Genomic DNA, 13998 nt, shown 5'->3' with positions numbered 1-13998 from the left:
GAAGCCGTACCCATGAGCGAATTCAAGCGCATCCCTCCCGAACAGGCCCTGGCCCTGCGCGCGCAAGGTGCGGTAGTCGTCGACATTCGCGACCCGCAGGCCTTTGCCGCCGGCCACATCACCGGCGCCAGGCATCTGGATAACCATTCGGTCGCCGAGTTCATCCGCAATGCCGACCTCGATGCCCCGACCTTGGTGGTGTGCTACCACGGCAATTCCAGCCAGAGCGCTGCCGCCTACCTGGTGAACCAGGGCTTCTCCGACGTGTACAGCGTGGACGGCGGCTTTGAGCTGTGGCGCGCCACCTACCCGGCCGAGACCGCCCAGGGCACTGCCGAATAATTTTTTCATTTTTACTGCAGCCCGCGCCCCGTGCGGGCTTGCGGCTTATCTGACGAACGGTCGTTCGCAACTTCTCCGCCCCTCGCCCTTGACCTTGCGGATAACCAACTATTCTTAAGCGCAGGCCATCCAGAAAAAGGGGAGAGCCGGTACACCGGCGTGCGGGTCATCGGTAGCGTTACAGGGTGTTCTGGGGGGTATACAGCAGCCGGCGGACCCGGTTGCATGCCAGCATCAGCTGACTGATCCGGCGTCGTCTCCACGTATCGAGCGAGGTGACGTCATGAGTATTTTTAGCCACTTCCAACAACGTTTCGAGTCAACGCGCCAGGAAGAACTCTCGCTGCAGGAGTACCTCGAGCTGTGCAAAGAGGATCGCAGTGCCTACGCATCGGCGGCCGAACGGCTGTTGCTGGCCATCGGTGAGCCGGAGCTGATCGACACCTCAACCAACTCCAGACTGTCGCGAATCTTCTCCAACAAGGTTATCCGCCGCTATCCGGCCTTTGCCGACTTCCATGGCATGGAAGAGTGCATCGACCAGATCGTGTCCTACTTCCGCCACGCCGCCCAAGGCCTGGAAGAAAAGAAACAGATCCTCTATCTGCTGGGCCCGGTTGGCGGTGGTAAATCGTCGCTTGCCGAAAAACTCAAGCAGCTGATGGAAAAGGTACCGTTCTACGCCATCAAGGGCTCGCCTGTATTCGAGTCGCCCCTGGGGCTGTTCAACGCCACCGAAGACGGGGCCATTCTCGAGGAAGAGTTCGGCATCCCGCGGCGCTACCTGAACACCATCATGTCGCCCTGGGCCACCAAGCGCCTGCAGGAGTTCGGCGGCGACATCAGCAAGTTCAAGGTGGTCAAGCTGTACCCGTCGATCCTCAACCAGATCGCCATCGCCAAGACCGAACCCGGCGACGAGAACAACCAGGACATCTCGGCCCTGGTCGGCAAGGTGGATATCCGCAAGCTCGAGGAATTCCCGCAGAACGACGCTGACGCCTACGCCTATTCGGGCGCGCTGTGCCGGGCCAACCAGGGTCTGATGGAATTCGTCGAGATGTTCAAGGCCCCGATCAAGGTCCTGCACCCGTTGCTCACCGCCACCCAGGAAGGCAACTACAACAGTACCGAAGGCCTCGGCGCCATCCCCTACTCCGGGATTTTGCTGGCCCACTCCAACGAATCGGAATGGCATACCTTCCGCAACAACAAGAACAACGAGGCGTTCATCGACCGGATCTACATCGTCAAGGTGCCGTACTGCCTGCGCGTCAGCGACGAAATCAAGATCTACGACAAGCTGCTGATCAACAGTTCGCTGGCCAAGGCCCACTGCGCACCCGACACGCTGAAGATGCTCGCCCAGTTCACCGTGCTGTCGCGCCTGAAAGAGCCGGAAAACTCCAACATCTACTCGAAGATGCGGGTGTACGATGGAGAAAACCTCAAGGACACCGATCCGAAGGCCAAGTCGATCCAGGAATACCGGGACGCCGCCGGCGTCGACGAAGGCATGAACGGCCTGTCGACCCGCTTTGCCTTCAAGATCCTCTCCAAGGTGTTCAACTTCGACCCGCATGAAGTGGCCGCAAACCCGGTGCACCTGCTGTATGTGCTGGAACAGCAGATCGAGCAGGAACAGTTCCCTGCCGAAGTGCGCGAACGCTACCTGCGCTACCTGAAGGAGTACCTGGCCCCGCGCTACATCGAGTTCATCGGCAAGGAAATCCAGACCGCCTACCTGGAGTCCTACAGCGAATACGGCCAGAACATCTTCGACCGCTACGTGCTGTACGCCGACTTCTGGATCCAGGACCAGGAATACCGCGACCCGGAAACCGGCGAAATCCTCAACCGTATCGCCCTCAACGAAGAACTGGAGAAGATCGAGAAGCCGGCCGGCATCAGCAACCCGAAAGATTTCCGCAACGAAATCGTCAACTTCGTGCTGCGTGCCCGAGCCAACAACAATGGCAAGAACCCGAGCTGGCTGAGCTACGAAAAGCTGCGGGTGGTGATCGAGAAGAAAATGTTCTCCAACACCGAGGACCTGCTGCCGGTCATCAGCTTCAACGCCAAGGCCAGCAAGGAGGACCAACAGAAACACAACGACTTCGTCACGCGCATGGTGGAGCGTGGTTATACCGACAAACAGGTTCGTCTGCTGTCGGAATGGTACCTGCGGGTCAGGAAATCGCAATAAAGCGACAAGCTACCCACCGCGCGCCCAAGGCTGCTACACCAGCCTTGGGCGGCGGCAGCTGCTTTGCTGCCTTTACGTGAAGCGGCTCGTAGCTTGAAGCGTGCAGCTGTTCCCAGCTACCGGAGGGACCATGAGCTACGTTATAGATCGACGCCTGAACGGCAAGAACAAGAGCACGGTGAACCGCCAGCGCTTCTTGCGGCGGTACCGCGAGCACATCAAGAAAGCCGTCGAAGAGGCGGTGAGCCGCCGTTCCATCATGGACATGGAACATGGCGAGCAGATCAGCATTCCGGGGCGCGACATCGACGAACCGGTGCTGCACCATGGTCGCGGGGGCAAACAGACCATCGTGCACCCAGGCAACAAGGAGTTCACCGCCGGTGAACACATCCCCAGGCCGCAAGGCGGCGGCGGTGGTGGCAGCGGCCGTGGCAAGGCCGGCAACTCCGGCGAGGGCATGGACGACTTCGTCTTCCAGATCACCCAGGAAGAATTCCTCGAGTTCATGTTCGAGGACCTCGAGCTGCCCAACCTGGTCAAACGTCACCTGACCGGGGCCGACACCTTCAAGACCGTGCGCGCCGGTATCGCCAACGAAGGCAACCCGTCACGCATCAACATCGTGCGCACCCTGCGTTCGGCCCATGCCCGGCGCATCGCCCTGACCGGCAGCAGCCGCGCCCTGCTGCGCGAAGCACAGAAGGAACTCGCCCGCCTGAAGGTCGAGGAACCAGACAACTTCACCGATATCCAGGAAGTCGAACATGAGATCGAACGTCTGAAGGCACGCATCAATCGCCTGCCCTTCCTCGACACCTTCGACCTCAAGTACAACCTGCTGGTCAAGCAGCCCAACCCCAGCTCCAAGGCGGTGATGTTCTGCCTGATGGACGTGTCCGGCTCGATGACCCAGGCCACCAAGGACATCGCCAAGCGCTTCTTCATCCTGCTGTACCTGTTCCTCAAGCGTAACTACGAGCGCATCGAAGTGGTCTTCATCCGCCACCACACCAGCGCTCGTGAGGTCGACGAGGAAGAATTCTTCTATTCGCGGGAAACCGGCGGCACCATCGTTTCCAGCGCACTCAAACTGATGCAGGAGGTCATGGCCGAACGCTACCCGGCCAGCGACTGGAACATCTACGCCGCCCAGGCCTCCGACGGCGACAACTGGAATGACGACTCGCCGATCTGCCGCGACATCCTGGCCAAGCAGATCATGCCGCATGTGCAGTACTACACTTACGTTGAAATCACCCCGCGAGAGCACCAGGCGCTGTGGTACGAATACGAGCGCATCGGCGAAGCCTTCCCCGACACGTTCGCCCAGCAGCAGTTGGTATCGGCCGGCGACATCTACCCGGTCTTCCGTGAACTCTTCCAGCGCAGGTTAGCCACATGACCGCCAGAGCACAGAGACGCCAACCCATTTCCACCGGGTCCGAGTGGACGTTCGAACTGATCCAGACCTACGACCGGGAAATCAGCCGCCTGGCCGAGCGTTACGCCCTGGACACCTACCCCAACCAGATCGAGGTGATTACCGCCGAGCAGATGATGGACGCCTATGCCTCGGTCGGCATGCCGCTGGGTTATCACCACTGGTCCTACGGCAAGCAGTTCCTCAGCACGGAAAAGTCCTACAGCCGCGGCCAGATGGGCCTGGCCTACGAGATCGTGATCAACTCCGACCCGTGCATCGCCTACCTGATGGAAGAAAACACCATGTGCATGCAGGCACTGGTGATCGCCCATGCCTGCTACGGCCATAACAGCTTCTTCAAGGGCAACTACCTGTTCCGCACCTGGACCGACGCCAGCTCGATCATCGACTACCTGGTGTTCGCCAAGCAGTACATCGCCCAGTGCGAAGAGCGCCATGGCATCGATGCCGTGGAAGACCTGATCGACTCCTGCCATGCCCTGATGAACTATGGCGTCGACCGTTACAAGCGGCCTTACCCGATTTCCGCCGAAGAGGAGCGGCGCCGGCAGAAGGAGCGCGAGGAGCACCTGCAGCGGCAGATCAATGACCTGTGGCGGACCATTCCGAAAAGCGCCGACAAGGGCAATGATCGCGATGATGCGCGCTTCCCCGCCGAACCGCAGGAAAACATCCTGTATTTCATCGAGAAGAACGCCCCGTTGCTGGAACCGTGGCAGCGCGAGGTGGTGCGCATCGTGCGCAAGATCGCCCAGTATTTCTACCCGCAACGTCAGACCCAGGTGATGAACGAGGGCTGGGCGACGTTCTGGCACTACACGCTGATGAACGACCTGTACGACGAAGGGCTGATCACCGAAGGCTTCATGATGGAGTTCCTGCAGTCGCACACCAGCGTGGTGTTCCAGCCCGGCTTCGACAGCCCCTACTACAACGGCATCAACCCCTACGCACTGGGCTTTGCGATGTACACCGACATCCGCCGCATGTGCGAAAACCCGACCGAGGAAGATCGCCGCTGGTTCCCCGACATTGCCGGCAGTGACTGGCTTTCTACCATCAAGTTCGCCATGAGCAGCTTCAAGGACGAGAGCTTCATCCTGCAGTATCTTTCGCCCAAGGTCATGCGCGATCTCAAGCTGTTCAGCATCCTCGATGACGACCAGCGCGACGACCTGTATGTACCTGCCATCCACGACGAGGCTGGCTACCGGACCATTCGCGAACTGCTGGCGGCGCAGTACAACCTGGGCAACCGCGAACCGAACGTGCAGATCTGGAGCGTCGACCGCCGCGGCGACCGCTCGCTGACCTTGCGCCACCAGCAACACAACCGCAAACCGCTGGGCGACTCGACCGATGAAGTGCTCAAGCACCTGCACCGCCTGTGGGGCTTCGACATCCATCTGGAGACCGTACAGGGCGAGCAGGTAATGAAGACCCACCACATGCCACCACGCGGCGAACACGGCGAAAACGGCGACTACGGCCGCATGGACCTGGCTGTGATCCACCACCTCTAGTGCCACGCCACGACTGCCGACAGGGTATCCTGTCGGCAGTTATGGAGAGTTGCACATGCACATCTACAAAGTCGGCGGCGCCGTGCGCGACCGCTTGCTCGGCCGCCCTGTCAGCGATATCGACTGGCTGGTGGTCGGCGCCACGGTCGAGGAAATGCACGCCAAGGGCTTTCGACCGGTCGGCGCTGATTTCCCGGTGTTCCTGCACCCGAAAACCGGCGAGGAATACGCCTTGGCGCGCACCGAACGCAAGAGCGGGCGTGGCTATGGCGGGTTCACCTTCCACGCCAGCCCCGATGTAACCCTGGAAGAGGACTTGATCCGCCGTGACCTGACCATCAATGCGATGGCCGAGGACGAGGCGGGTACGGTGTACGACCCTTATCATGGCCAGGACGATCTCGATCAGCGCCTTTTACGCCATGTTTCCCCGGCATTCGCCGAAGATCCCTTGCGCGTGCTGCGCGTAGCACGCTTTGCTGCCCGTTATGCACCGCTGGGTTTCCGGGTTGCCGATGAGACACTTGAGCTGATGCGCCAGATCAGCGCCTCTGGCGAATTGCAGGCGCTGACTGCCGAGCGCAGCTGGAAGGAAATCGAGCGGGCGCTGATGGAGGCGCAGCCGCAGGTGTTCTTCCAGGTGTTGCATGCTTGTGGCGCCCTGCAGCAGCTGTTGCCTGAGCTTGATGACGCTCCCCAGGCCCTGGCAGCGCTGGAACAGGCGGCATTGCACGAACAGCCCCTGCATGTACGCTGGGCCTGCTTGTTGCGGGCGCTGGCCCCAGCCGCGATCAAAGCCGTCAACCAGCGCCTCAAGGCGCCGCGAGAGTGCCAGGAGCTGGCGTTACTGACGGGTGAGTGCCTGGCGCAAGGCAACCAGGCGCTGGAGCTGCCTGCCACGGCATTGCTGGAGCTGTTGCAGAAGTTCGATGTGTACCGGCGACCGCAGCGGTTCGAGGACTTCCTGATCGCTTGCGAGATGACCGCGCTAGGCGAGGGCAAATCGGGTTATCCACAGGCCGATTACCTGCGCGGGGCAGCGGCGGCGGCGCGGGCGGTGGATGTGAAGCCGTTGGTGCAGGCAGGGCTGACTGGCCAGGCCTTGGGCGAAGCGCTCAAAGGTGAGCGGCTGAAAGCCCTCGAGGCTTACAAGCTCGGTTGAGCATACCGGCCCCTTCGCGGCTAAAGCCGCTCCCACAGGGATCGCACAACATTTGGCATCATGCGATCCCTGTGGGAGCGGCTTTAGCCGCGAAAGGGCCGGTACAGGCTTATGCCGGAGTCAGCTGCAACCCACGCCACTCAAAGGCAACCGGCGCCAACACCTGATCGATCCGCGCCTCCTGCCACAACTGCGCCATCGTCTTGCCTACCCCCGGATGCACCAGCTCCGGCGCCAGCAGCGACAGCGGCCACAGGACGAAGGCATTCTTCAGGATCTCGGCCCGAGGCAACACCAGCCCATCGAACGTGCCGTGCAAATCGTCATACATCAGCACGTCGATATCCAGCGGCAGCCCTTTGCGGTCCGGCGCATAGCGGCCGTTGTCGGCCTCGATGAACTTCAGCCGGCGGTCCAGTTCGATCAACGGCAACGCAGTCTGCCCGGTCACCACGAAGTTGATGAACGGCCCGCTCTTGATCCCCACCGCCTGGCTTTCGAACGCCGGCGAACAGCGTATATCGGTCAGGATGCCGGCCAACGCATCGAGCCCGGCGCACAAGTGCGCCTCGCGCTCGATGTTGCTGCCAAGGCCAAGGTAAACCGTGCTCAGAGACATCCGCGCTCGATCTCCACGCCAACACCACCACGGGCCGCAGGCACCGCACCCGGCTTGGTCAGTTTCAACCGCACCCACGGGATGTGGAACTCTTCCATCAATGCCGCCACCAGGCGCTCGGCGAAGGTTTCCACCAACTCGAAACGGGCCTGTTCGGCAAACGCCTGGATGCGCGCCGACACGCTGGCATAGTCCAGGGCCAGGTTCAGGTCGTCACCGGCCGCTGCCGGGCGGTTGTCCCAGGCAAAGCTCAGGTCCAGGCGCAAGCACTGGCGAATATCCCGCTCCCAGTCATAGGCACCGATGACGGTATCGACTTCCAGGCCTTCGATGAACACTCTGTCCAAGCACTTCTCTCCACAGCACGACAAGGGCGACTGGCGCCGTTAGAATCAGGGCGTCCTCGCCCGGAATAGTTAGCATGTTTTGGTTACTGGCGTTGCTCGCCTACCTGCTCGGCTCGCTGTCCTTCGCCATCGTCCTCAGCCGCCTCACGGGCAGCCCGGACCCGCGTTCCAGCGGCTCAGGCAATGCCGGCGCCACCAACATGCTACGCCTGGCAGGCCGCAAACTGGCGATCCTGACCCTGCTTGGCGACCTGTGCAAGGGCCTGTTGCCAGTATTGCTCGCCCGCCTTGCCGGGCTGGACCTGCACGCACAGGCCTGGGTCGGCGTGTGCGCGGTGCTGGGCCACCTGTTCCCGCTGTACTTCCGCTTCCAGGGCGGCAAGGGCGTGGCGACCGCCGCCGGCATGCTCATGGCCCTTTACTTCCCGGCCGCACTGCTGGCCATCGGCGCCTGGCTGCTGACCTTCTACCTTACCCGCACCAGCTCGCTGGCGGCGCTGATCGCCACACCACTGACCTTGCCATTGCTGGCCTGGCGCGAGCCCGAGGCCCTGCTGCCAATCACCGTGCTGACGGCGATGATCGTGTGGCGCCACCGCAGCAACCTGCGCGACCTGTTTGCCGGGCGCGAACGGCACTTCTGACGCTTAAACCGGCGGCAACTGCTCCATCGGCCAGCGTGCCTGCACGCTGATTGCCAGGTCCTGCTGCTGCCCGGCCAACAACCGCTGGCAGCCAGCGTAGGCGATCATCGCGCCGTTGTCGGTGCAGAACTGCGGGCGCGCGTAGTACACGTTGCCCTTGATGCTGCCGAGCATGTCCTCGAGGGACGCGCGCAGGGCCTTGTTGGCGCTGACGCCACCGGCAATCACCAGGCGCTTGAGGCCGGTCTGCTTGAGCGCCCGCTTGCACTTGATGGTCAAAGTCTCCACCACCGCCTGCTGGAATGCCAGGGACAGGTCGCAACGGGTTTGCTCACTGTCGTCGCCGGCATCGCGGCACTGCTGCCAGGTGTTCAGGGCAAAGGTTTTCAGGCCGCTGAAGCTGAACTCCAGGCCCGGGCGGTCGGTCATCGGCCGCGGGAACACGAAGCGGCCAGGCACGCCGCGCTCGGCCAGGCGGGCGATTTCCGGGCCACCGGGGTAGTTCAGGCCGATCAGCTTGGCAGTCTTGTCGAACGCTTCGCCGGCGGCGTCGTCCAGGCTCTCGCCCAGCAGCTCGTATTGGCCGATGCCATCGACCCGCACCAGCTGGGTATGGCCACCGGAAACCAACAAAGCGACGAACGGAAACTGCGGCGGGTTTTCTTCCAGCATGGGCGCCAGCAGGTGGCCCTCCATGTGGTGCACGCCAATCGCCGGGATATCCCAGGCAAATGCCAGCGCCTGGGCGCAGGAGGCCCCCACCAGCAATGCACCGACCAGGCCCGGGCCCGCGGTGTAGGCGATGGCGTCGATCTCGGTGGCGACGCAGCCGGCCTCGTCCAGCACCTGGCGGATGAGCGGCAGCATGCGCTTGACGTGGTCACGCGAGGCAAGCTCTGGCACCACACCGCCGAACACGCGGTGCAGGTCGATCTGGCTGAACAGCGCGTCGGCCAACAAACCGCGCTCGCTGTCGTATAATGCGACGCCAGTTTCGTCGCAGGATGTTTCCAATCCCAGTACTAGCATGGGTTCGTCCCTTGTGGGGGCTGAATTCGAAGCCGCGCATGATAGTCCCCGTGTCGGATGCCGACCAGCGGTTTTCGATCAGAGGCTTTGCATTCCGGCTTGCTAAGGGTTAACATCCGCAACCCTTGAAAACCGACGTTCTCCAGCACACCTTTGTTTTGCCAGGAGCACGTCTACCCCGGTAATGAATTAAGGTAGCCCTGGATGCCAGCCGTCAAAGTTAAAGAGAACGAACCCTTCGACGTAGCTCTGCGTCGTTTCAAGCGCTCCTGCGAAAAAGCCGGTGTACTGGCTGAAGTTCGTAGCCGCGAGTTTTACGAGAAGCCGACCGCCGAGCGTAAGCGCAAAGCAGCTGCTGCTGTTAAGCGTCACGCCAAGAAAGTTCAGCGCGAACAGCGCCGCGCCGTTCGTCTGTACTAATACAGACGTTCTACGCAAAGCTTCTGCCTGCCCGGCTAACCGCCGGGCGATGGCAGTGGTCGCTTCAAACTTGAGCAGCTAGCTCAAGGCCCTGCACAAGCTTCATGCGAACTGTACATGGGCAACCTGCCTGAAACGTCAGAGCTGGTCCTCCTTGTTGTATGACCAGACGTGCACGTCCGACTGACGGGCCCTCAGGGGCTGGCGACGAGCACACATTCCCTCGCACTTCCCCAAGCGGCACTCGCCCCATTCGGCGCGTGAGCGATTAGACTTGCCAGTTGCCAGATGACGAGACTGCCATGGCCGGGCTGATTCCCCAGAGTTTCATTGACGACCTTATCAACCGCCTCGACATCGTCGACGTGGTGAGTTCGCGCGTCCAGCTGAAAAAAACCGGCAAGAACTACTCCGCCTGCTGCCCGTTCCACAAGGAAAAGACCCCTTCCTTCACGGTCAGCCCCGACAAGCAGTTCTACTACTGCTTCGGCTGCGGTGCCGGCGGCAACGCCCTGGGCTTCGTCATGGACCACGACAACCTGGACTTCCCCCAGGCCGTCGAGGAGTTGGCCCGCGCCGCCGGCATGGAAGTGCCCCGCGAGCAAGGCCGCCGCGACCACAAGCCGCGCCAGCCAACCGATTCGCCGCTGTACCCGCTACTGGACGCCGCCTCGGAGTTCTACCGCCAGGCCCTGCGCAGCCACCCGACCCGCAAAGCGGCGGTGGAGTACCTCAAGGGCCGCGGCCTGTCCGGGGAAATTGCCCGCGACTTCGGCCTGGGCTTCGCCCCGCCAGGCTGGGACAACCTGCTCAAGCACCTGGGTGCCGACACCCTGCAGCAAAAGGTGATGATCGATGCCGGCCTGCTGATCGAGAACGCCGAAAGCGGCAAGCGCTACGACCGTTTCCGCGACCGGGTGATGTTCCCGATCCGCGACAGCCGCGGACGCATCATCGCCTTCGGTGGCCGGGTGCTCGGCGACGACAAGCCCAAGTACCTGAACTCCCCGGAAACCCCGGTATTCCACAAGGGCCAGGAACTGTACGGCCTTTACGAGGCGCGCAAGCACAACCGCAACCTCGACGAAATCATCGTCGTCGAAGGCTACATGGACGTCATCGCCCTGGCCCAGCAAGGCCTGCGCAACGCCGTGGCCACCCTTGGCACAGCCACCAGCGAAGAGCACCTCAAGCGCCTGTTCCGCGTGGTACCCAGCGTGCTGTTCTGCTTCGACGGCGACCAGGCCGGGCGCAAGGCGGCCTGGCGCGCCCTGGAATCGACCCTGTCGAACCTGCAGGACGGTCGCCGCGCGCGCTTCCTGTTCCTGCCCGAAGGCGAAGACCCGGACAGCCTGGTGCGCGCCGAAGGCACCGATGCCTTCATGGCCCGCATCAACCAGCACGCCCAGCCGCTGGCCGATTACTTCTTCGAGCAACTGAGCGTCGAAGCCGACCCGCGCTCGCTGGAAGGCAAGGCGCACATGGCGACCCTGGCCGCACCGCTGATCGAAAAGATCCCCGGCGCCAACCTGCGCCAACTGATGCGCAACCGCCTGAAGGAAATCACCGGCCTCGACCCGCAGCAGGTCGAGCAACTGACGCAACACGCCCCGGCCTCCAGCAGCGTGCCGGACTACGACCCTGGCTACGACTACGACGCCATGGCCAGCTACACCCCCGACTACGGCGACTTGCCGCAGCACGACTACGCCCCCGTTCATCAGGAACAGGAGTGGAAGCCGAACAAGGGCGCTGGCAAGAAGCAGTGGAGCGACAAGCCCTGGGACAAGAACCGCAAGGGTGGCAAGCCCTGGCAGCAACGTGACGAAGCGCCACCCCGCGTGCCGGCCCCGGTCGAGCCGCCCACCCTGGCCGCCCTGCGCACCCTGCTGCACCACCCGCTGCTGGCCGGCAAGGTGGAAGATGCCAGCCACTTCGCCGACGAAGAGCACCTGTACAGCCAGCTGCTGGTAGCACTGATCGAAGCCGCGCAGAAAAATCCTGGGCTAAGCTCAATGCAGTTGATCGCGCGTTGGCACGGCACCGAACAGGGGCGCCTGCTGCGAGCCCTGGCGGAAAAGGAATGGCTGATCGTGGCCGACAACCTTGAACAACAGTTTTTCGACACTATAACTAGCTTGTCCGCCCGCCAACGCGAGCGCAGCCTGGAACAACTGCTCAGGAAATCACGTCAAAGCGAATTGACCAGCGAGGAAAAAACCCAGCTCCTCGCCCTGCTGAGCCGGAATGTTCCCGCACAAACGCCGACCTCATCTGGCGCGTGAGGCCCATGCTCGGGTATAATCCTCGGCTTGTTTTTTGCCCGCCAAGACCTTCAGTGGATAGGGTGTTATGTCCGGAAAAGCGCAACAGCAGTCTCGTATCAAAGAGTTGATCACCCGCGGTCGTGAGCAGGGCTACCTGACTTACGCGGAGGTCAACGACCACCTGCCTGAGGATATTTCAGATCCGGAACAGGTGGAAGACATCATCCGCATGATCAACGACATGGGGATCAACGTATTCGAGAGTGCTCCGGATGCGGATGCCCTTCTGTTGGCGGAAGCCGACACCGACGAAGCCGCGGCCGAAGAAGCCGCTGCTGCGTTGGCGGCAGTTGAAACCGATATCGGCCGCACGACCGACCCGGTGCGCATGTACATGCGCGAAATGGGTACCGTCGAGCTGCTGACCCGCGAAGGCGAAATCGAAATCGCCAAGCGTATCGAGGAAGGCATCCGTGAAGTCATGGGCGCCATCGCCCACTTCCCGGGCACTGTCGACTACATTCTCGGCGAATATGACCGTGTCACCACCGAAGGTGGCCGTCTGTCGGACGTTCTCAGCGGTTACATCGACCCTGACGACAATATCGCCGCGCCGACCGAAGAAGTGCCGATCCCGGGCACCAAGGCCGCCGCCGCGAAGGAAGAGTCCGACGACGACGAGGAAGAGTCCGAAAGCGGTGACGACGAGGAAGAGGCCGAGAGCGGCCCGGACCCGGAAGTCGCCCGCCAGCGCTTCGGTGCGGTCAACGACCAGCTGCAGGCCACCAACAAGGTCCTGAAGAAGAACGGTCGCACCCACAAGGACAGCGTCGAGGCCCTGCAGGCCCTGGCCGACCTGTTCATGCCGATCAAGCTGGTACCCAAGCAGTTCGAGGTACTGGTAGAGCGTGTTCGTGACTCCCTGAACCGTCTGCGCCAGCAGGAACGTGCCATCATGCAGCTGTGCGTGCGTGACGCCCGCATGCCGCGTGCCGACTTCCTGCGCATGTTCCCGAGCAACGAAACCGACCAGACCTGGAGCGGTGACCTGGCCAAGCGCAACACCAAGTGGGCTGCCGCCCTGGGTGAAAAGGACGCTGCCATCGTCGCTTGCCAGCAGAAGCTGATCGACCTTGAGACCGAAACCGGCCTGACCGTTGCCGAGATCAAGGAAATCAACCGTCGCATGTCGATCGGTGAAGCCAAGGCCCGCCGCGCCAAGAAAGAAATGGTCGAGGCGAACCTGCGTCTGGTGATCTCCATCGCCAAGAAGTACACCAACCGTGGCCTGCAGTTCCTCGACCTGATTCAGGAAGGCAACATCGGCTTGATGAAAGCGGTGGACAAGTTCGAATACCGTCGCGGTTACAAGTTCTCGACCTACGCTACCTGGTGGATTCGCCAGGCGATCACCCGTTCGATCGCCGACCAGGCGCGCACCATCCGTATTCCGGTGCACATGATCGAGACGATCAACAAGCTCAACCGTATTTCCCGCCAGATGCTGCAGGAAATGGGTCGCGAACCGACCCCGGAAGAGCTGGGCGAGCGCATGGAAATGCCTGAGGACAAGATCCGCAAGGTACTGAAGATCGCCAAAGAGCCGATCTCCATGGAAACCCCGATCGGTGACGACGAAGATTCGCACCTGGGCGACTTCATCGAGGACTCGACCATGCAGTCCCCGATCGACGTGGCCACGGTCGAAAGCCTCAAGGAAGCCACCCGTGACGTGCTCTCGGGCCTGACCGCACGCGAAGCCAAGGTGCTGCGCATGCGTTTCGGTATCGACATGAACACCGACCACACCCTCGAAGAGGTAGGCAAGCAGTTCGACGTGACCCGTGAGCGGATCCGTCAGATCGAAGCGAAGGCGTTGCGCAAACTGCGCCACCCGACTCGCAGCGAGCATCTGCGCTCCTTCCTCGACGAGTGATGACAAAACCCCGGCCCAGGCCGGGGTTTTTCTTTTCCGCCCCTTCCACTGCCTGT

Annotated in this window: 12 protein-coding genes; 9 read left to right on the top strand and 3 right to left on the bottom strand. The window is 62.0% G+C overall.

Features of this window, described 5'->3' with window-relative positions; genetic code table 11:
* Positions 1-12 precede the first annotated feature (12 nt).
* The 5 genes from glpE to J5M71_RS16805 all read left to right on the top strand — a co-directional run bounded on the left by glpE (position 13) and on the right by J5M71_RS16805 (position 6680).
* On the top strand, positions 13-342 hold the full coding sequence (glpE, locus tag J5M71_RS16825; RefSeq protein WP_063914579.1) for a thiosulfate sulfurtransferase GlpE: 330 nt from the start codon (positions 13-15) through the stop codon (positions 340-342).
* Between the two features lie 283 nt (positions 343-625).
* A complete protein-coding gene (locus J5M71_RS16820; protein WP_015268718.1) occupies positions 626-2548 on the top strand; it encodes a PrkA family serine protein kinase in 1923 nt (640 codons plus the stop codon).
* Between the two features lie 130 nt (positions 2549-2678).
* Complete coding sequence (locus J5M71_RS16815; RefSeq protein ID WP_046614422.1) at positions 2679-3953, top strand: YeaH/YhbH family protein; 1275 nt, start codon at positions 2679-2681, stop codon at positions 3951-3953.
* Positions 3950-5518, top strand: coding sequence for a SpoVR family protein (locus J5M71_RS16810; RefSeq protein ID WP_063914578.1), 1569 nt, complete (start codon positions 3950-3952; stop codon positions 5516-5518). The genes J5M71_RS16815 and J5M71_RS16810 overlap by 4 nt, the downstream gene beginning before the upstream one ends.
* Before the next feature lie 55 nt (positions 5519-5573).
* Positions 5574-6680: a multifunctional CCA addition/repair protein gene (locus J5M71_RS16805; protein WP_207834168.1), complete on the top strand. Its 1107-nt coding sequence runs from the start codon at positions 5574-5576 to the stop codon at positions 6678-6680.
* 109 nt (positions 6681-6789) lie between these two features.
* Here J5M71_RS16805 and folK read toward each other — a convergent pair whose 3' ends face one another.
* Together folK and folB are read right to left on the bottom strand one after the other, a co-directional pair.
* Entirely contained in the window at positions 6790-7299 is a 510-nt protein-coding gene (gene folK / locus J5M71_RS16800) for a 2-amino-4-hydroxy-6-hydroxymethyldihydropteridine diphosphokinase (protein ID WP_207834159.1), read from the bottom strand.
* The gene (gene folB, locus J5M71_RS16795; protein WP_009682799.1) at positions 7290-7646 is read right to left on the bottom strand and encodes a dihydroneopterin aldolase; all 357 of its coding nucleotides are present in this window, start codon (positions 7644-7646) and stop codon (positions 7290-7292) included. Before folB ends, folK begins: the two co-directional genes overlap by 10 nt.
* A gap of 74 nt (positions 7647-7720) precedes the next feature.
* On the opposite strand from folB, the gene plsY reads away from it, so the two are divergent.
* Positions 7721-8290, top strand: a complete 570-nt coding sequence (gene plsY / locus J5M71_RS16790) for a glycerol-3-phosphate 1-O-acyltransferase PlsY (protein WP_063914575.1) — start codon at positions 7721-7723, stop codon at positions 8288-8290.
* A 3-nt stretch (positions 8291-8293) separates the two neighbouring features.
* Here plsY and tsaD read toward each other — a convergent pair whose 3' ends face one another.
* On the bottom strand, positions 8294-9319 hold the full coding sequence (gene tsaD / locus J5M71_RS16785; RefSeq protein ID WP_063914574.1) for a tRNA (adenosine(37)-N6)-threonylcarbamoyltransferase complex transferase subunit TsaD: 1026 nt from the start codon (positions 9317-9319) through the stop codon (positions 8294-8296).
* A gap of 204 nt (positions 9320-9523) precedes the next feature.
* Here tsaD and rpsU point away from each other — a divergent pair, with 204 nt between their 5' ends.
* The 3 genes from rpsU to rpoD all read left to right on the top strand — a co-directional run bounded on the left by rpsU (position 9524) and on the right by rpoD (position 13942).
* Complete coding sequence (gene rpsU / locus J5M71_RS16780) at positions 9524-9739, top strand: 30S ribosomal protein S21 (RefSeq protein ID WP_003255575.1); 216 nt, start codon at positions 9524-9526, stop codon at positions 9737-9739.
* A gap of 302 nt (positions 9740-10041) precedes the next feature.
* Entirely contained in the window at positions 10042-12024 is a 1983-nt protein-coding gene (gene dnaG, locus J5M71_RS16775) for a DNA primase (RefSeq protein ID WP_207834157.1), read from the top strand.
* 67 nt (positions 12025-12091) lie between these two features.
* Complete coding sequence (gene rpoD, locus J5M71_RS16770; protein ID WP_207834148.1) at positions 12092-13942, top strand: RNA polymerase sigma factor RpoD; 1851 nt, start codon at positions 12092-12094, stop codon at positions 13940-13942.
* The last annotated feature ends 56 nt before the right edge of the window (positions 13943-13998 follow it).

This window comes from Pseudomonas sp. 43(2021), from assembly GCF_017490805.1.
GTDB lineage: Bacteria > Pseudomonadota > Gammaproteobacteria > Pseudomonadales > Pseudomonadaceae > Aquipseudomonas.
Note: the sequence above shows the minus strand (reverse complement) of the source record. Positions and strands in the feature narration are given on the sequence as shown.